Genomic DNA, 18,967 nt, shown 5'->3' with positions numbered 1-18,967 from the left:
CTTTTTACTTTTATTAATAGAAATTTGAAGTCCATGTCTGATAAGCACCGCTTGTCTGTTTTGGCAGATGTCTCCTTGTTGGATATGAAAGTGAGTGAAGCTAATTTATTGGTAAAATAAGTAGAATTATGGGTATGTAAGTAGTACTATAGAATTATAATTAATACGATAGTCCCAACATGGAAGGCGGACTGACTAATGAGTTCACGTCGAAATTTATTGGAAACTAGATTAAAAGATCAAAAAGAAGCATGTGAGAATATTTTTAATCAATTACATTTCGAATGTTGTGAACCTGAATATCGATTGAATGTTGATTGTTACTATTTAAAAATAGATGATCTTGGTGAACCAAGAATTACAGATTTAGCAAAGTACCTTGCTGATATGTTAACGCAATATGTTCATTCCCTAGCAGTTATTGTGGAAGCTTATGAAAGTAAAAACCCTAGAGACTTTCAGAGATTATCTAGAGATGCGGTAAGACTTTTAGTAAGTAAAAGTAAACAAGGTGATTTGGGCGAGTTTATTCTTTGGATGATGAAAGAGGGCATATTACAAGTACCTAAAGTAATAACTAAGCATGGGCATAAAACAAATACTAATATGCAAAACTTTGGTTCCGATGGTGTTCATGCTTCTTTTGATCACCAGAATAATGAGCTGATATTATACATAGGTGAATCTAAACTAAGAAGTAATATAAAACAATCAGTTACAGCGGCATTATCTTCGATCTATGACCATTTCGGCGTAAAGAACGGGAAAAGAGTTGTTGACCAAGATATATATCTCTTAGATCAATTTGCTATGAATGATATAAATGATGAAAAATTAGTAGCAGCACTTAAAGATTTCGCCAAACCAGATAGTAAGGTAAGAGCAAATACTAAATATACAATTTGTGTATTTACAGGTTATGATTCAAAAACAACAGCACAACTAAAAAATATTCCTTTTTCAAAAATGGAAGATCATATAAAAACACTCTGTTTAGGTGAAGTTCAAAGTTTGGCAAATCACATTAAAACAGAATTTTCATTAAGCCCAATTAATAAATATAGGGTTGTTTGGTTTATGCTCCCGTTTAGTAATATAAAAGAATTTGAAACTACATTTGTTGCTGAGACAAGGGGGGAATACCTTTGAACAGAATAAATGAATTAATTACTGAAATAGTAATTGAAGAACGTTTTACATCACTTTATTCAAAAATAAAAAACATTGAGATATATGAGTCATTCAAAGTACTCAACCAACATCCTCAACTTATTAATCAGGATGATGAAAGATATTTAGTTGAAGTGGCTGCGATGTTATCCATGTCTGAATTAGATGAGAATAAAAAAACAGCTCTCACAATCACTACAATTTTACCTAAATATAGTTTGTCATATGGGGTTTTATCTTCTTGCTTACTAATATTAAATAGATTAACTAACTTCCCTTCAATTCCATTGGTACTTGATAAATCAAATATTGAGAGCGAGAAGCTAGAGTATAAAGAGCATTTAAGTTATTTTTCATCAATAGAAGCTCTTGTCAATGAAACATTGTTTACTGTAGATTTCATGGAACAACCAACTATTTTAACAAGATTTCAAAAAAAAGTAATGAGCCTTGTTACATATTCTCTTGCCAGTAGTATTTCTGCTCCGACATCTGCAGGAAAATCTTATGTTTTGATCAGATATTTATTAGATATTCTTTATAAGAATCAAGGTTCAACAGTTATTTATATTGTTCCTACAAGAGCCCTTATACGTCAGGTAATGGATGATGTATTTAAAATTGCAGCACAAAGTAATATTAAAAATATAAATATATCATGTAGTTCTGATATTCAGAATGTTATTGATAAACCTTATCTTTCCAATGTCCTTGTACTAACTCAAGAGAGGCTTTATCAACTTTGTGCTTCAAATGATGCACAAAAACTAAAAGTAAAAATATTAATTGTAGATGAAGCTCAGGAAATTCAGCATGGTGATAGAGGAGTATTACTAGAGGAAGCAATTAAATTCACATTGAAAGTATGGTCTGAAACAAAGATTCTCTTTGCTAGTCCTCTTGTGAGTAATCCTGAAATTTTACTTGAGACTTTTGGATATGATAGAGAAAATGCTGATTTTGATGAATCTACCGTTGTAAGACAAAATCTTATAAAAGCAGTTAAAATCAAAAAAAATATTTTTCTTAAAGAAATTGTCGATGGAGCAGAAAAATCTTTGGGATCTGTTGGATTTACTTCGACAGGTAAAGGTGTGTCTAGGGCAAGAGTTCTTTGTGATTATGTAACAAATCTTTGGAATGAACAAACATCAATTGTATATTCTAGTGAGCCAATTGAATCTGCAAAGACTGCAAGGTTCTTGTTTGAATCAGAGAAATTTAAATCTGAAGATATAGATGAATTAAATGAGTTTGCTGACTTTATTGAGGAACATATTCATCCAAGGTACGAGTTATCAAATTTTATACGTTCTGGTATTGCTTTTCATTTCAGTAAGCTACCTGCAATCGTCAAATCAGGTGTTGAAGACCTTATGAAAGCTGGATTAATTAAAGTAGTCTGTTGTACTTCAACCTTACTTGAAGGATTAAACTTACCTGCTAAAAATGTTTTCATTTATAAACCTACAAGGGGTGATTCTCCACTAAAAGGAATTGATTTTTGGAATTTAGCTGGTCGTGCGGGAAGAATGGGGAAAGATTTATCAGGTAACATTATTTGTATAGAACCTGAAAGTTGGGATGAAAATCCAATTAATTCTCCAAGAACACAAAAAATTCAACCTGCTCTTGAAAAGCGACTAAAAGAAGAATCGGATAAAGTAAATGATTTTGTAAAAGACAGGGAACAAGGCTCAGGTAGAGATGATTATAACGAACAAATAGTTAGTTTGGTAGTAAGAAATCGCTTAGAATTAGGAGAAACTCTTGTAAATTCGAAATATATGACAGATGAGAATATGAAGTTCCTTGCTGATATTGATTACACAATAGATGAAATTATTAGTGATTACATTGCACCAGTTGAAATTCTTAAACAAAATCCAGGAATACTCCCAGATAGAATAAATTCTCTTTGGCGATACTTTAAAAAAGTTTCAAATTGGAATACACTACTTCCTTACTTTCCATTTGAGTCAGGGTCATTTAACAGACTCAATTATATTTTCACTCTAATAAATGAACATATACTACTTGGAAGGTACTCAGAAGCTCAGATACGTCGTTTAACTGTAATAGGACATAAGTGGATGGCTGGAAATCCACTATCTGAACTAATTGCACATGGATTACAACCTGATGAAAAACCATCAAAAATTACATCCCATGTAAAAAAACTTATGGATACTCTGGAAACTGAAATACGATTTACGTTTGTTAAATACACACAATTATATACTCAATTACTCAAGTGTCACCTTGAAGAACTTGGGAAAACAGAATCTTATGTAAAGATATATCCTATTTCCAGTTTTCTTGAATACGGAGCTTGTTCAATGCCTCCTTTAACGTTCATGTCAATTGGTTTATCTAGAGCCGCTTCAATCTCACTATCTAGAGAATTTGGAAAAAGACCTGATATAACTAGAGAAGATTGTGTAAGCTGGTTGGCAAGACTTGATTTGGATAAAACCAGACTAGCGGCTTTTCTAAAAAGGGAAGTTTTTAATGTGCAAAAAGGTTTAAAATAATCTATTTTTTTGGTAGTGAAATAACCACTGCGGGAGAGCGCTTGCATGGCATGCAAGCGCTCGGCGGTTTGATCCCGATAGTCTCTACCAACACTTTATCATTAAACCTCCGAGTGGAGGTTTTTTACACTTACTTTTTATAAGTTTGTCATGGAATACATTTCAAGATAATCAGGAAAATCTGAATGGAATATTCTCGGAGAATTATGAAAAGTATTCTGAATTATAAAAATAACATGTTCTTTAGTTTAAAGGAGAATTAACCATTGATTATATACAGCAGCTCAGTAGCCCAATTCAAAGAAGCTGTCGATGATAACAAGATAGCATTAAACATCGAATCTGCTTTTATTGAGAAACTAGGTAAACGCCCTTCAGTATCCGAATGGCGTTCCTGGAATAACTCTATGCAGTTCATGGAGCGTATCATAAGAAACTCAAAGGTCTCAGATGATTGTGGCGTAATGATAGAATACAACATTCCTTCAACAAGTAAGCGAATCGACTTTATTGTTGCTGGTCAAGATGAAAATCAGAACAGAAATTTTATCATTGTAGAATTGAAACAATGGGAAGAAGCATTTTCTACCGAAAAGGAAGATATCGTAAGAACATCTATTAATGGAGCTGTTAGAGAGACAACACATCCATCCTATCAAGCTTGGTCCTATCGGCAATTTATAGTGGATATGAATAAAGCAGTATACGACAATGGTGTAACTTCTCACTCTGTAGCATTCCTACATAACTATCGAGAGAAAGATCCCGAACCACTCAAGCTCGAACAATATCAAAAAACAATAAAAGAAGCGCCGTTATTCTTTTCGCATGAAACTAGAAAATTACAGGACTTTATCTTCAAATATGTTGGTAAAGGCCAAGGGATGCAAATCTTATATGACATAGAGAACGGGAAAATCGTACCTTCAAAGTCATTAGTCGAACATATTAATGCATTGTTTGAAGGGAATTCCGACTTTGTATTGCTTGATGAGCAAAAGATTGCATATGAAACGATTATTACACTAGCCAAGAAACAAGATAAAAAGCGGACAATAATAATACGTGGTGGACCCGGTACAGGGAAATCAGTTATTTCAATGAATGCTCTAGGAGGGCTCTTACGTAATAGTTTAAATACAAAGTTCGTTGCACCAAACTCATCATTTCGAAATGTTATGATTGAAATGCTAACGAAGCAAAGTGCGCTATCTAAGATGAGAACCAAAAGTTTATTCATGGGTTCAGGGAGTTTTGTAGACACCAAGGAGGACGAGTTTGACGTTCTAGTTGTAGATGAAGCGCATCGTCTCAAAGGTAAAGGTAGCTATATGTACAAAGGCGTTAGTCAGATAGAAGATATAATAAAGAGTTCAAAAGTTAGTGTCTTCTTTATAGATGATAATCAAAGAATACGCCCAGATGATATTGGAACAATTGCGGAGATCAAACGAGTCGCGAGTCAGTCAAAATCAGAAATTCATGAATATGAATTACATGCGCAATTCAGGTGTGCTGGAGCAGAAGGTTTCTTGAATTGGGTAGATGACATACTTGGAATTCAGGATACAGGAAATTTCAATGGGTGGGATCAAGATACTTTCGATTTTCGTTTAGTGGATTCACCTCATCGACTATATGAGTTAATCAAGGATAAACAAGAGCAAGGTCGGAAAGCTCGCTTATTAGCCGGGTTCGCTTGGACTTGGACAGACCAGAAGAATGGTAACTTCAATGGCCAAGTAGAAGATGTAATTATTGAAGAGCATCAGTTTAGCTTGCCTTGGAATGGACACTCCATAAGAGAAACATGGGCAGTCCATTCAGATGGGATTAATCAAGTTGGTTGTGTCCATACAACACAGGGGTTAGAGTTCGAATATGTAGGCATTATTATTGGTAATGACCTGAAGTTCAATGAAAGCACGGGAGAACTTTATACAGACTACACCGAGTACAAAGACAAGACGGGGAAGAAAGGGTTAAAAGATAACCCGGCTCAATTGAACGCATTAGTAAAGAACATTTATAAAATTCTCATGTCGAGAGGTATGAGAGGCTGTTATGTTTATTGCAGGGATGAAGCATTACATAGGTACATAATGAATAGATTAGCCATTAATGAGAAGAGGACATAAGAATGTCGAGGAAAAAGAAAAAGCAGCAGAAAGAGCTAGAGAAGTTAATTGAGGGTCTCCTCATGCTGGGGGTGATCGGGGCTTTCTTCTGGATTTTTAATTTAACAAAGTCAATTGCGGCTGGTGGGATAGCAGCTGGCTTTGTTTTGGTTATATTTGTTGCAATTCAGATTTTTCGTAGAATTCTTCTCGAAGAAAAGCTAAAGAGATCTGGAATTAAAGAAATTGATGAAATGGATGGACGACAATTTGAACATTATCTTGGTCATTTGTTTAAGGCACATGGATATGCGGTAGAAGTGACTAGAGCCTCAGGCGACTATGGTGCTGATCTGGTGTTAACGAAGGCTGCTAAGAAAATAGTTGTTCAGGCAAAGCGATATAGTAAAAGCGTTGGTTTAAAGTCTGTTCAAGAGGTCAAGGCTTCAATCGCACACTATAAGGCTGCCGAGGGATGGGTTGTAGCGAATCGAGATTTCACAGATGAGGCATATTCACTAGCTAAATCAAATGACATTATATTGATTAATCGAGAACAGCTAATTGAAATGATTCTGAAGTTAAACCCAGGGGCTGCTCCATCAGCTAAAAAAGTTAGAGAACAGCTCCCTGCTATTGAACGTACTTGTGGTCGATGTGGTTCAAAGATGATGCTTCGAAAAGGTCCAAAAGGTGAGTTCTACGGATGCAGCTCATTTCCTAAGTGCCGACATGTCATCACTACATAGTTGTCATTAGAGGACTTTATAACTATCATATCGAATTCTAAACTTAACACATTTAGTCAAATTATGGTTTGGAGCGAAACGATATGACACTACCAGTAGAGCTAGCATCCCTATTTAAAGTAAGACAAAAGTCTTATAAAATGGTCTTAATCCTGTCCATTATTGACGAGTATAACGAAACCAAACTTCAATTTCTACCGCTCAACGCAGTTGCTGAGCGGTTTTTGTCATATTACCGAACAAGTACCGATGAAGGAGAAGTAGTGGACTCCCCACCTCAGGGAGTTGCTGAGAGTTGGAATGACTTTACATTAGCCCAAGTAAATTCCCTTCTCAAAACTCCGATAGAGGCTCTATCCAGCATACTTGAAACTACTTCTGATACAATTACGTTCAAGTCAGACATATGGTCATATTTAGATGACGAGCTGTTACAAGAATTAAAGAATTATGCACAGTCAGAGCTCATTCAATACAATAACCAGCTCCGTCCTGTTTCTTTCTCTTTACAAGATTCCATAAACTACGTCATGTCTAACTACATAGAATCCAAGACGCAAACGTTCGCAAGTCATCCAGTTGGGAAGCTAGTTCGGAATTCAATTCCAGATTTCTTTAAATCCTTGTCATTCATAGGTGGAGATTATAAAGTACAAGGCTCTATTGGGCAAGGTAACTGGGCCAATATTCCTTGGATCGCAATTCTAGACAAGCGGTTAACGAACACTACTCAGCATGGTGAATATGTTGTTTACCTATTTGCTGAGGATATGAGTGCAGTCTACTTGACGTTGAATCAGGGTGTAACAGTTCCACTTAGAGATCATGGAAAACGTGAAGGATATCGATATTTGGAGCAAAAGGTACAGGAAATGAGACAACTTCTGCCACTTAACGACTTACAACGAGATGAAAATATTCAGCTAACTTCGACAGGGATTGGACGCGATTATCAGGTATCTACGGTGGCTTATATTCGCTATGATCGTAACCATATTCCTAGTGATGGACAACTCATTTCTGATCTGAATAATGTAATGGACAATTACAAGGTTTATGCAGACCATACTGCCCAGCAAGTTCAACATCCTACTCCCGTAGTATTCAAATATACGATGGCTCACCTCTATCTAGGTCAAGGTATTATCTGCTATTTGGGGGCACACCGTGCTGGGAATGTTTCAATTGAAGAGCTTGTATCCAACCAAGGTTCCGTCCTATTCTCAGGGGACGATGTGAAGAATCCAAAGGAAAGAATTCAACATGTAGGAAGAGCGCTGCAAGAGCTTGATCTCTTAACCATAGAGGCTGGTGAATATTCCTTAACGATCCGAGGCAAAGATTATTATCAAGTTAAGGGAGAATCAATCTGGCAGTTAAGTCAAGAGCAGGTTCGTATCGTAAGACAGTTTCTATTCGATTCAATTGATAATGAATATGCAACCAACCTTGTAAAAGTCATGAATCTTGCTATTTCATTGGTAGAGGAGTTAGTTACATTCAACCTTAATCGGTTCAACGATGTCTTCATCCCTGCCATGAACATGGAGGAGGAGTGGGGAAGCGTGACGCAGGAAAATCGGTCGCGATTCATGTTGAATTGGCTAGAGGAGCTTGGATACGTTAGTAAATCACGAGATCAATATAGCTATATAGCCGAGGTGGAGGTGGAGCCTGTGGATACATTAACGGTAGTGGAGCGAGTCAATCATATTAAATCCTATATCGAAAGCAGAGGCTTCCACTTTCCAGATGACCTCATCGAGAACTTCTATTTATCCCTCAAGACCAAGCCATTCGTCATTCTAGCCGGAGTCTCAGGTACGGGCAAAACCAAGCTGGTCAAGCTCTTCGCGGAGGCACTAGGAGCTACAAGCCTAAATCATCAATTCAACCTCATTCCGGTTCGACCAGACTGGAGTGATCCTTCTGATCTGCTCGGCTACAAGGACTTAACGGGAGCTTTCCGTCCAGGGCGACTATCTGAAGTGCTGGTGGAAGCATCAAAGGAAAGCAACCGGAATAAGCCCTATTTTGTCTGCTTAGATGAGATGAACTTGGCGCGTGTTGAGCATTACTTCAGCGACTTACTCAGTGTGATTGAGACGCAAGAGTGGCGGAATGAGCGAATCGTGACGGTACCACTTATTCACTCGGATAGTTTAAACACCGAAGATCAGCCCATCTATGGCGGCTTAGCGTTCCCGGATAATGTATATCTCATTGGCACGGTGAATATGGACGAGACGACGCATCCTTTTAGCAAAAAAGTGTTAGACCGTGCCAATACAATTGAATTCAACTACATCAATTTGGAACAGTTCCCTGGTGGATTAACTAATGAAACAGCCACTGTGCGTACGACCAACCCCTTCTTGCGAAGTGAGTACCTGCAGCTAATTGACGCCTATGATCGTAATCAGGAGCTTGTGCAGAAGGTGACGGCGAAGCTGGTCAAGGTGAACGACATTCTGGAACAGATTCATTCGCATGTAGGTTTCCGCATCAGGGATGCCGTCTGTTTCTATATGATCTACAATGAGCAGTTTGAACTAATGAGCGAGGAAAAAGCTTTCGATCTGCAGTTGCTACAAAAGCTGTTGCCACGTGTACAAGGAAGCAGTTCATCTGTGAAGCGAGTGTTGCTTCAGCTCCTTCAGGAAGCTATTGGGAAGTCCTTACCTATTAACGATCTGATGGATGATGCATCAGAACTCTATTCGAAATGGAAATCCAGTGGGCAAGAAGCAGAGGCTAAATATCCCCTCAGCGCTCGCAAGCTGGCTTTCATGCTACGGAGGTTAGAGGAAGATGGATTCACCTCCTATTGGCTCTCCTAATGTGAGTATTGAGCTGCTTCGCATTGAGACGAATCTATTTAATCTGTACCTTCAGGGTAAGCCGTTTCACCCGAAAGTGGACTCTCTACAGCTTCATAGAACCGATGACAATCAGTTACTACCTGCCCATTTGAACATAAATGTGCCGTCTACTTCGCTAGAGATAGAGAGAGTTTTGCTCTTTAATCCAGAGACGAAGGAGCTAAAAGACTGGCAGAGGGGAGAGATTGCATACCCAATCTTCTTTGAGACGCAGTCTTATGAGCTTGTCATTGAGAAGAAGCAAGACGTTCCGCTCAGCTTCTACCATGAGAATCTTCATATTAGACAAGCCGTAAAGCCACTTGGAAAAGGCAATATTCTCGCTGGAATTCTCAATTTCCAAAGTGAAGTTGGATTAACGGATTTGGAGCTTCGTCTATACGGGCAGGCTGTACTTGGGCTACAGCTGGAGATTTTTCCTGTGAAAATGGACTACAAACGCGATTATCAAATGATCCTAAACGATGTGAATCAGCAGATCTATAACCTATCGTTCGACTTTCTACGTAAGACTTATCATCTTACCGGACTCAAGGAGACGAGACATCAGAGCTTAACTGAATTCTTCACGATTTTGCAACATGTGTTTGGACAGTTGGTGCAAGCAGTGGAGCGAATTCAGAGTGCGCCACACACCAGGCATCAAGTAGAGAATCGGATTGTTGAGTCGGGACGAGTGAGAAAACCAGGTAAGAAGAATATTGCTTTCCTTGCCAAGCATCCTCATCTTCTTAGGCAGGATGATAAACTTGGTATGATCTCGATCAACGAGCGGCGTTATTATCCGAGTCATGCGATGGAGACGAAGCGGTATGTTGATTACGATACGAACGAGAATCGGTTCGTACGTTGGGTACTGCTGCGCATTGCTCAGAAGCTAAAGGATTTGAAGCTGCGTTTATCGGACAAAGGAAGACTAAAGGATCCGCTACTTGCTCGTAAGCTCGCGGATATGCAATCACAGCTGCAAAGGCTGCTTGGTCTAGATTTTCTTCAGGTCAAGGAGATGCGTCAGCTCTCGATTACACTTGTACTTCAGATGGCACCGGGGTATCGAGAGGTCTATCGGAACTATCTCATGCTAATGAAGGGCTTATCGATTCAGAGCGACTTGTTCCGCCTGTCGATGAAGGACTTGGCGCAGCTGTATGAGTATTGGTGTTTCTTGAAAATTCATGATCTGCTGAGCCGCAAGTATGAGCTGCTGAAGCAAGATATTATTAAAGTGAACCGCACCGGGATTTTCGTAACGCTCGATAAGACACAGAAAGCGAAAATGGTGTATCGCAACCCGAAGAACGGGGAAGTATTCACACTTTACTACAATACCTTGCCACGAGGTGAGCAGACGCCAACGATCTCACAACGGCCGGATAACGTACTGACTTTGAAGAAGAAAGACTCGGATACGGAGTATAAGTATATTTTCGATGCAAAGTATCGGTTAGATTCTGCTTATGAAGGCACTTCATATCGGAGGGATTACCGGACGCCCGGGCCAGAGGAATCTGATATTAATACGATGCATCGTTATCGGGATGCTATTGTGTACGCTGAGGGCAGTGGACGTGAGCTGGAGCGAAGCATGTTCGGAGCATATGTGTTGTTCCCGTATCACGATGAGGAGCAGTTCCGAGAGCATAAGTTCTATAAGAGTATTGAGCTCATTAATGTCGGCGCCTTCCCGTTCTTGCCGAACGCGACTAAGCTGATGGAGGCTTTTCTGGACGAGATCATTATGGACAGTCCGGAGAAGGCATACGAGCGTTCGACTCGCCCAAGAGGGACTAAAGATTATTACCAGAACAAGATGGCAGGGCGTAATGTACTTGTAGGCTCACTTCGTGGAGTGGAGCAATTAGATGATGCGCTCAAGTATGGGTTCTATCATGTACCTCTCGATAATATCACCGATCACACGTTGCTCGCACAAATGGAGTATGTAGCGTTCTATCAGTCCGTAAAGAAGTTCGAATCTCTAGGAAGAGAATCTGGCATTCACTGGTTCGGGAAGATCAAGGACTGGAAGGTACTTCGGCGCCGTGAGATTACCGAGCTTCCGGCGAGGCCAGGTACGGAGGAGAAGCTATATGTGAAATTCACTGTTGAACAGTGGGTGAAGCGGGAAACGCCAATTGTCTCTGGAGGACGTGGAATATATACACTTCTCTATACTTCAAAGTATGTTTTCGACCGCGCATTGGAGATTGCCGAGCTGAAGCTGAACACGGAAGAGGATATCAGGCAATGGCGTGAGCAGCGAAGACTTGGACGGGTGAAGGTTGAGCTCGATCATGAACAGGTGGATTTGGCTAGTAGAATTGTGGGGATTACTGAGGGTCAGTGATCTGCGAAGAACTCATGTTTATTAAAGGGACTTATTACTAAAGAGCGAGACGATAGGGCTATCCTAAAAGTCTCGCTCTTTTTCGTGTTCAGTGCTGTGTTCCGTGAGCTTCAGAAACACTAACTACCATTTGAAAAAAACAGAGGTTTTAGACAGGATCACGTCTGTCCTTCCATTCATCAATTTCTCTCGGATCAACTTCTAATATCTCGCAAATATGCAAGGCGATGTTCACTGTGGGAGTGGTCATTCCATGCTCAATATTTTGAAAGTGCTTTAGAGACACATTAATAGCACGGCTCAGTTTTTCTTGGCTAATACCTTTATTTTTCCTGGCTTCACTTATTTTCAAAGGAAAACAACTCCTAGTCTCTTTCCCTCATAGTAGCTAATACGTGAAATTTAAATAAGTAAATATATTTGGCTAATTAAAATACATGTATTATAATTACTAAAATGCATGTAAATGCTCTTAGTAGGGAGGAGAAAATATATGAGAGTGATTTATATATAAGGATACTACGTTTGAAGGGGTACCTTCGCTTGGGCGATCGTCCGAACATGGCGGGCAGTAATTCATTATCCGTTTGATATATAACAATGATTTTAGTAATTAAATGTTCTAATTTCCGGTAGTACCTTGAAGATTCCTTGCTGCATACGAATATCAAAGAGAGGTTTTGACAATGAAGCGATTGGATGAATGGCGTTCATTATCACATAGCGTGCTATTAAATCCTCAATACTGGCATGATATCTCCCAGCGATACATGGAATCGGCTGCAATCTTCTTCAATCATGGGATGTACAAGCAATGTCAGTCCGTTGCGGAGATGGCTGTGAACGCTATGCTCAAAGCGTATTACTTAAAGGTGAATGGTATTCTCCCCAAGTTACCGCAAAGACCAGATGTCTGGATAAGTCATGTCCATTTGCTCACTGATGTAAACGTAGGTAGTGATTTGCTCATAAATGTTCTTGGCTTGCAATGCCACTCTTTTGAACAGGAAATTACCCGTGTGCCCTCTAAGGAGCGTGTGCGAATTTGTTTCGAACAGATAGATCTCTTCTTAAGTCACTTATCACCAAAAGTCGTAGACGGCAGCTCTGCTCTCTATTGCTCCGTTATTAAATAACAAAAGTAAGGAGCCTCTATGCAGATTCCCGTGAAAGATACCAAAGGAAATATTCACATGCTCCATGTAGAGCGGGATGTGGTATATATGCAAACGAACAGGAAAGGAAGTCTTCTATTCCATACGGGCAATGAGGTGTTTCAATCTATTCAACGGGTAGAAGAGTGGGCTCTTCTGCTGCATTCGGTGGGCTTCTTGCGGGTTGATCGTGGAACAATCGTCAATTTGAGTAAAGCTTGGTTATATGACCCGGAACTGAAGGTGCTAAACCTCCAAGCTTATGAAGAGCCCCTTTATCTCCCGGTGTCCAGTAAGTCTATTCAGGAGATCATTCAAGCTTTAAGAGAGCCTGTTGAGCCGCCTGTTGAGCCTTCATAGCTTGGCCCCCAGATAGCCAAGCTTTTTTAATCGTGATAGGTACAACAAAACAGTATTGCAATCAAAAGAGCTAATTTGAAGGTCCACTTAGACCATCAAATTAGCACTTAGTGCGTTTGTGAGAAGGAACACTTTTTTCTTAGTAAATCTAGTAGGTGTCGCGCAGACTCTCCCGTTTTTGTAACTGAGCATGTAAGAACAGTTTGAGGTAGGAGTAGTAAGGGGGGGATGTCTGGGATTATCTCGGAGGATTTCAAACCAACAATCTCTTATCCTTAGACCATTTTATGCAGAAGGTGACGGCGTTGGTTTAATTCGTTTTCCATGGAGATAAAATTCAAGGTGTACTTCAACTGTGAATCAGTCAGTTTATTGGTACGATGTGAATAGAAGTTTAGGGTCTGGTATTTAGAGAAGGTACAGGTATAAGGTATATAGAACCAGAACAGAATGAGTGGCGTCGCATGCTTTCCTAAGCCAATGCCTTTGATCTTTGTCGATTGCTGCTTGGTTACTTCTAAAAGTTTTGTGACTACCGGAAGCTGTTCTAAAGTTGCCGGATCGTGTTACTGTTTCTGCTGCTCCCTGAGTGTGTTTGGGACAGAAGTGAGTTCAAGTTTTCATTGCAGGTTCATTTTGACTCACCCCACAATGGAATTTGGAAAAGAAAGAGCCGGACACATTTGATTGTGTCCAGCTCCTTCATGATCAGTCTCTTGCGAGGAAAACCCATCATGCACAGATATCAGCTATTTGATTTTAAAATCTTATTAATACTGTGCAGCTAGAAATAATGAGACAAAGAATATAAACAGAACATTCGTTTGGAAGGTTATGTATAAGATGTAGCGAAATATGTAGAAAGATGTAAAATTTGGTCGTGGAACAAGTCGAGTGTGTCTTAGGATACTAATAAACCAAAAAGGTGGGATTCTTTTGCTTTTAGAATCATTAAGACAGGTATTTGGAGCAGAGGCTACGTTTCGTGATGGACAGGATGTAGCTATTGAAAATGTTATAAATAAAAAACGGGTTCTAGTAGTTCAGAAGACAGGTTGGGGTAAGAGTTTAGTTTACTTCCTCGCTACAAAAATTATGCGTCAGATCGGGGATGGGGCAACTCTTATTATTAGTCCGTTATTAGCGTTGACAAGGAACCAAATTGATAGTACTAAGAATTATGGTATCGTTGCAGATTGTATAAATAGTCAAATTAATAAAACGTTTGAAGAAAGAGAAAAAGTTATTAACCGCTGTAATAACGGTCAATGTGATGTATTATTTATTACTCCGGAACAATTGCAATTTGGAGATTTTATTGAACTCTTGTCTAGATTAAAGGTTGGTTTATTAGTTGTAGATGAAGCACATTGTATTTCTGATTGGGGGCATGATTTTCGTCCTGATTATCGAAGAATTCACCAACTGCTTCAAATTTTACCCCAAAACATTTCTGTTTTAGCTACAACTGCAACAGCTAATGAAAGGGTTATAGCAGATGTGTCACAACAAATAGGTGACTGTGAAATCATTCGCGGTGAGCTTCAACGTGAGTCACTGTACTTACATAAGCTATATTTGCCAACCGCTGAGGAAAAATTCGCATGGATCGCCAAAAATATCAATAAGTTTCATGGTTCAGGGATAATTTATGCAACGACAATTAGAGAATGCGAACGCCTTGCAGCATGGCTCCGTCATAATGCGATTAATGCAAATGCGTATCACAGTGATCTTAATGAGGAAGATAAAATTACTCTTGAAACTAACTTAATTAATAACGAGATCAAAGTACTTGTATCAACGATTGCTTTAGGTATGGGCTATGATAAGGAAGACATTAGTTTTGTTTTTCATTATTATACACCCAAATCTGTTATCGAGCATTATCAGCAAATAGGTCGAGCAGGACGTGGTATAGATAAGGCATTTTGTGTACTCCTATATGGTGGCGCTGAGGAAAACAAAATTAATGAGTATTTCATTTATAGTTCTTTTCCTCAGCAAAAACAAATTATACAGGTACTCAATTTTATAGATAATCACGATGAGGTTAAAAAATCCACAATAGAACAGGAAATGAATATTAAACCATCAATATTAGACCAAATCATAAAACTTCTCTTAATTGATGGATTAATAATGAAGGATTCAAGAAGTCGATATTCTCGTACAATCAAACCCTATTTTTCTAAAGAAGAATATTATGATTCTGTAATAAATATGAAGATGCGCGATTATCAGGAGCTTATTAATTTTCAGAAAACAAATGACTGTCAAATGGAATTCTTAACAAAAGCACTGGATGATCCAAATGCTCATCCATGTGGGAAATGTAGTACATGTCTTGGATTTTGGAAATGGACAGATGATATATTAGTTGAAAAGGAAATTAATAAAGTTTCTGATTTTTTTGAGAAGAGCTTTATAATAATCGAACCAAGAAAAAAATCAGCGGTGACGAATAGGAAATTGTTATTTATGCATGAGAATGGACTTGCTCTGAGTTATTATCATGAACTACTCGGTCAGGAGGCGAGTCGAGGCAAGTATGTTGATAATTATTTCTCAGATGTTCTGGTTAAAGCTTCGGCTGATAAGCTAAAGCGTTTCTTCAGAGATCAAGAAATTCGGGTGTCTGACTTAACAATCATTCCAATTCCATCGAATCGCCGACAAAAATTAGTTCCTGAATTTGCACAACGACTAGCCAACACATTACAATGTAAATACGCACATATTCTTGCGAAGAGACCGAATGAACCTGAGCAAAAGGCTTCACTTAATAGTCGACATCAAGAGCAAGGAATCCGAGATTATTTGTATATACATAAAGATGTGAATTTGAATACTCAGCAAATATTATTAGTGGATGATTTTGTTGACTCTAAATGGACATTTACAGTGGCAACTGAACTACTCGGAGAGACATTTGATAATATTTCAGTAACTCCGTTCGCTTTAGCTGTAACGAGCGGTAGTGATTGATGTGAGGTGAGTAATATGCGGTTTACAGACAATGAAAAAGCAACATATTTATTTTGTGCTCAGCTATCACAGACGAGAACTATTCCACTGACTATCTTGGAGTGGAACACAATTGTTAAGTCATTAGGTTGTCATAAACTTCAGCCAGAAGCTTTGTTGTCAATGGACTCAGCTGCATTGTTGAATATATTAACACAAGCGACAACTTCTCAGAAAACTAAAATAATAAATAAGATTGAGGCGCGAAGAAAACTCGGAATCTCAATGCTTGAACTTGAAGAAATTATTCATCAAGGATATGGAATTATGTTTCGATCCGAAATGCCTCAACGTATTAAAAAGTTAACTCAAAAATATGTTCCCGCGTTTTTTTATTATGCTGGTGATCCATCAATTTTGTCATATCGTGCATTGGGAGTAGTAGGTGCTAGGGATGCAAACTCTGATGAATTGGCACAAACAGAGATAATTGCAAGAGAAGCTGCTACACAGGGGGTTATAATTATATCTGGTGGTGCAAGAGGGATAGATTCTACAGCAGTGGATTCTACTCTTCAAAATGGAGGCAAAGCAGTTATATTTCCTGCTGATGGCTTAGCAAAATGGGTGAAGAAACGTGAAATCCGAGAGTACATTAAGAATGGGCAACTTTTGATTATGTCCACTCAAAAACTCGATGCGCCATTTTCTGGATCATATGCGATGCAGCGTAATAAATTTATTCATGCACCTTCTGATGCTGTGCTCGTTGCATCATCAAGAATATCAGGAGAAAAATCGAGTGGAACTTGGGAAGGTGTAAAAGAAAATCTAAACTTGCAATGGTCACCCCTTTATGTCATTGGTAACAGTGAAGGTATAGTTAAGCTGAAGAATGATGGAAAAGCAAAGTTATTTATATCGTTAGAGGATGTCTATAAGGTTAATACGCAAGGGAGTTCAAAAATCTTGAGTAAAATTAACCAAAAGATAAAGGACTTAGTAGAATGCGCAGAATCAGAAGGTATGGATAAAAAAACGATTGAAAAATTGTTTTTAGACCAGTTAGATTCACAATTTAAGCTTGAGAAAAAATATCACTCGGAAAAACCATATCAGACACCTAAGTCTGAAGATTTTGAACAACTTAGCATAGAGGGACTGGTTACCAAAGATTAGGATAAGAAAAGAAATGAGAAGTGACGGATTCGCTGAAGGAATTAAATGGACAGGAAGACAACACATGTTGAATGCTGTGTGTCGCTGATGAGATCGTAGTGATGGAGCCACATTTACCTAACTATAGGAAACCCGAATGCATTAAGCGCTCGGGTTTCTATATTTATGGAAGTCTAGTTTATCGAACGGAAGTAACTGGAGACGCTGAAGCGGCACATTCCAAACTGGCGCAAGGTGTTTTAACCAGGCTTCAGCCCAACAAAAGCAGAAGATGCTTCGGACGATCATTGGCGGTATCGAGATCCGTAGAGATGGAATCAAGGTACACTTCAAACTGCTGAACAGCCAGTTCATTGGTACGATGGGTGTCGAGGTTGGCGGTCTGGTGGATTAAGGTAGATAGAACTAATATTGAGATGAGACTCCTGCTACTGTAGGCGGGGGTCTTTCTATTTGTCGAAATTGGAAAGGGTTTCTGGATTAAACAAAAGGAATGGGATCTAATTCCTATTAGAGTAGGATTGGATAATAGTGATTACATGGGGTGATGAAATGGAAAAAAGTTTACATAGTGATGAGATTCAGAAACTCCCTTCAGTGAATATGAATCCTTTAAGAAATCAAATGGCTTTTTATCAATCCGTAAAGAAGTTCGAATCTCTAGGGAGAGAATCTGGCATCCACTGGTTCGGGAGGATCAAGGACTGGAAGGTGATTCGTCGCCGTGAGATTACCGAGCTTCCGGCGAGACCAGGTACGAGGAGAAGCTATATGTGAAATTTACTGTTGAGAAGTGGGTGAAGCGGGACACACCAATTGTCTCTGGAGGACGTGGAATATATACACTTCTCTATACTTCAAAGTATGTGTTCGACCGCGCATTGGAGATTGCCGAGCTGAAGCTGAACACGGAAGAGGATATCAGGCAATGGCGTGAGCAGCGAAGGCTTGGACGGGTGAAGGTTGAGCTCGATCATGAACAGGTGAATTTGGCCAGTAGGATTGTGGGGATTACTGAGAGTTAGTGATCCCTACATGAATAAGTCTTGTAATCATGACTCTTGAAGGAGATCAAATGGAGGAAAGAATTCTACTGAACGAAAATGAAGTCTTAATTACCAGTAAACGCCTGGCATTTAATGATGAGATGTATGTTCTCAATTTACTGGAATCCGTAAAAGTTACCGAAGGCAAAAAAGGTAATAATATTGGCTTTATTCTTTTGGGTGTGACATTAATGGTCTTCGGATTTATTACGAACACGGTAGTATATAGACAAAATTTAAGATTTATTTTTAGTTGCTTTATTTTTGCAGGACTTGTAATTTTTCTTGCAGCAATAGTACATTTGATATTCTATAAACCAGAGCATAGAGTAGAACTGACTTTTGCTTCAGGAGATACTAGAAACATAGAAAATCAAGACATAAACTTTATCCAACGCGTGGTAAAGGCACTGAATGATGTAATTATATTTAGAGAATGAACCTTTTTAATAAAATACTATC

15 protein-coding genes are annotated in these 18,967 nt (G+C 38.8%); 14 read left to right on the top strand and 1 reads right to left on the bottom strand.

Going from position 1 to position 18,967, the window contains the following annotated elements; genetic code table 11:
- Positions 1 to 198 precede the first annotated feature (198 nt).
- The 6 genes from EKN16_RS19000 to EKN16_RS18975 all read left to right on the top strand — a co-directional run bounded on the left by EKN16_RS19000 (position 199) and on the right by EKN16_RS18975 (position 11,799).
- A complete protein-coding gene (locus EKN16_RS19000) occupies positions 199 to 1,149 on the top strand; it encodes a HamA C-terminal domain-containing protein (protein WP_125660697.1) in 951 nt (316 codons plus the stop codon).
- The gene (locus EKN16_RS18995; RefSeq protein ID WP_125660694.1) at positions 1,146 to 3,704 is read left to right on the top strand and encodes a DEAD/DEAH box helicase; all 2,559 of its coding nucleotides are present in this window, start codon (positions 1,146 to 1,148) and stop codon (positions 3,702 to 3,704) included. Before EKN16_RS19000 ends, EKN16_RS18995 begins: the two co-directional genes overlap by 4 nt.
- A gap of 266 nt (positions 3,705 to 3,970) precedes the next feature.
- Complete coding sequence (locus tag EKN16_RS18990) at positions 3,971 to 5,842, top strand: DUF2075 domain-containing protein (protein WP_125660691.1); 1,872 nt, start codon at positions 3,971 to 3,973, stop codon at positions 5,840 to 5,842.
- A 2-nt stretch (positions 5,843 to 5,844) separates the two neighbouring features.
- Entirely contained in the window at positions 5,845 to 6,570 is a 726-nt protein-coding gene (locus tag EKN16_RS18985) for a restriction endonuclease (protein WP_125660688.1), read from the top strand.
- Between the two features lie 83 nt (positions 6,571 to 6,653).
- On the top strand, positions 6,654 to 9,410 hold the full coding sequence (locus EKN16_RS18980) for an MrcB family domain-containing protein (RefSeq protein WP_164522877.1): 2,757 nt from the start codon (positions 6,654 to 6,656) through the stop codon (positions 9,408 to 9,410).
- Positions 9,382 to 11,799 carry a restriction endonuclease-like protein gene (locus EKN16_RS18975; RefSeq protein WP_125660685.1) on the top strand — a complete coding sequence of 806 codons (2,418 nt, stop codon included), beginning with the start codon at positions 9,382 to 9,384 and terminating at the stop codon, positions 11,797 to 11,799. Before EKN16_RS18980 ends, EKN16_RS18975 begins: the two co-directional genes overlap by 29 nt.
- A 148-nt stretch (positions 11,800 to 11,947) precedes the next feature.
- Here the strand turns inward: EKN16_RS18975 and EKN16_RS18970 are convergent, their stop codons facing one another.
- Positions 11,948 to 12,151 carry a helix-turn-helix domain-containing protein gene (locus EKN16_RS18970; protein WP_125660682.1) on the bottom strand — a complete coding sequence of 68 codons (204 nt, stop codon included), beginning with the start codon at positions 12,149 to 12,151 and terminating at the stop codon, positions 11,948 to 11,950.
- A 334-nt stretch (positions 12,152 to 12,485) separates the two neighbouring features.
- Between EKN16_RS18970 and EKN16_RS18965 the strand changes: the two genes are divergently transcribed.
- From EKN16_RS18965 to EKN16_RS18940, 8 genes are all read left to right on the top strand, one after another.
- Positions 12,486 to 12,935: a HEPN domain-containing protein gene (locus EKN16_RS18965; protein ID WP_125660679.1), complete on the top strand. Its 450-nt coding sequence runs from the start codon at positions 12,486 to 12,488 to the stop codon at positions 12,933 to 12,935.
- Positions 12,936 to 12,953: 18 nt separating this feature from the next.
- A complete protein-coding gene (locus EKN16_RS18960) occupies positions 12,954 to 13,313 on the top strand; it encodes a LytTR family transcriptional regulator DNA-binding domain-containing protein (protein WP_125660677.1) in 360 nt (119 codons plus the stop codon).
- A gap of 936 nt (positions 13,314 to 14,249) precedes the next feature.
- Positions 14,250 to 16,301: a RecQ family ATP-dependent DNA helicase gene (locus EKN16_RS18955; protein WP_164522876.1), complete on the top strand. Its 2,052-nt coding sequence runs from the start codon at positions 14,250 to 14,252 to the stop codon at positions 16,299 to 16,301.
- Between the two features lie 15 nt (positions 16,302 to 16,316).
- The gene (locus tag EKN16_RS18950; RefSeq protein WP_125660671.1) at positions 16,317 to 17,459 is read left to right on the top strand and encodes a DNA-processing protein DprA; all 1,143 of its coding nucleotides are present in this window, start codon (positions 16,317 to 16,319) and stop codon (positions 17,457 to 17,459) included.
- Between the two features lie 271 nt (positions 17,460 to 17,730).
- Positions 17,731 to 17,853, top strand: coding sequence for a hypothetical protein (locus EKN16_RS33510; RefSeq protein ID WP_260182402.1), 123 nt, complete (start codon positions 17,731 to 17,733; stop codon positions 17,851 to 17,853).
- A gap of 158 nt (positions 17,854 to 18,011) precedes the next feature.
- A complete protein-coding gene (locus EKN16_RS33085; protein ID WP_232015846.1) occupies positions 18,012 to 18,236 on the top strand; it encodes a DUF8743 domain-containing protein in 225 nt (74 codons plus the stop codon).
- Positions 18,233 to 18,484, top strand: a complete 252-nt coding sequence (locus EKN16_RS33080; RefSeq protein WP_232015844.1) for a DUF8743 domain-containing protein — start codon at positions 18,233 to 18,235, stop codon at positions 18,482 to 18,484. The genes EKN16_RS33085 and EKN16_RS33080 overlap by 4 nt, the downstream gene beginning before the upstream one ends.
- A 29-nt stretch (positions 18,485 to 18,513) precedes the next feature.
- On the top strand, positions 18,514 to 18,945 hold the full coding sequence (locus tag EKN16_RS18940; protein WP_232015841.1) for a DUF6232 family protein: 432 nt from the start codon (positions 18,514 to 18,516) through the stop codon (positions 18,943 to 18,945).
- Positions 18,946 to 18,967 lie beyond the last annotated feature (22 nt).

The sequence above is a fragment of the Paenibacillus baekrokdamisoli genome, from assembly GCF_003945345.1.
Taxonomy (GTDB): Bacteria; Bacillota; Bacilli; order Paenibacillales; family Paenibacillaceae; genus Paenibacillus_Z; species Paenibacillus_Z baekrokdamisoli.
Note: the sequence above shows the minus strand (reverse complement) of the source record. Positions and strands in the feature narration are given on the sequence as shown.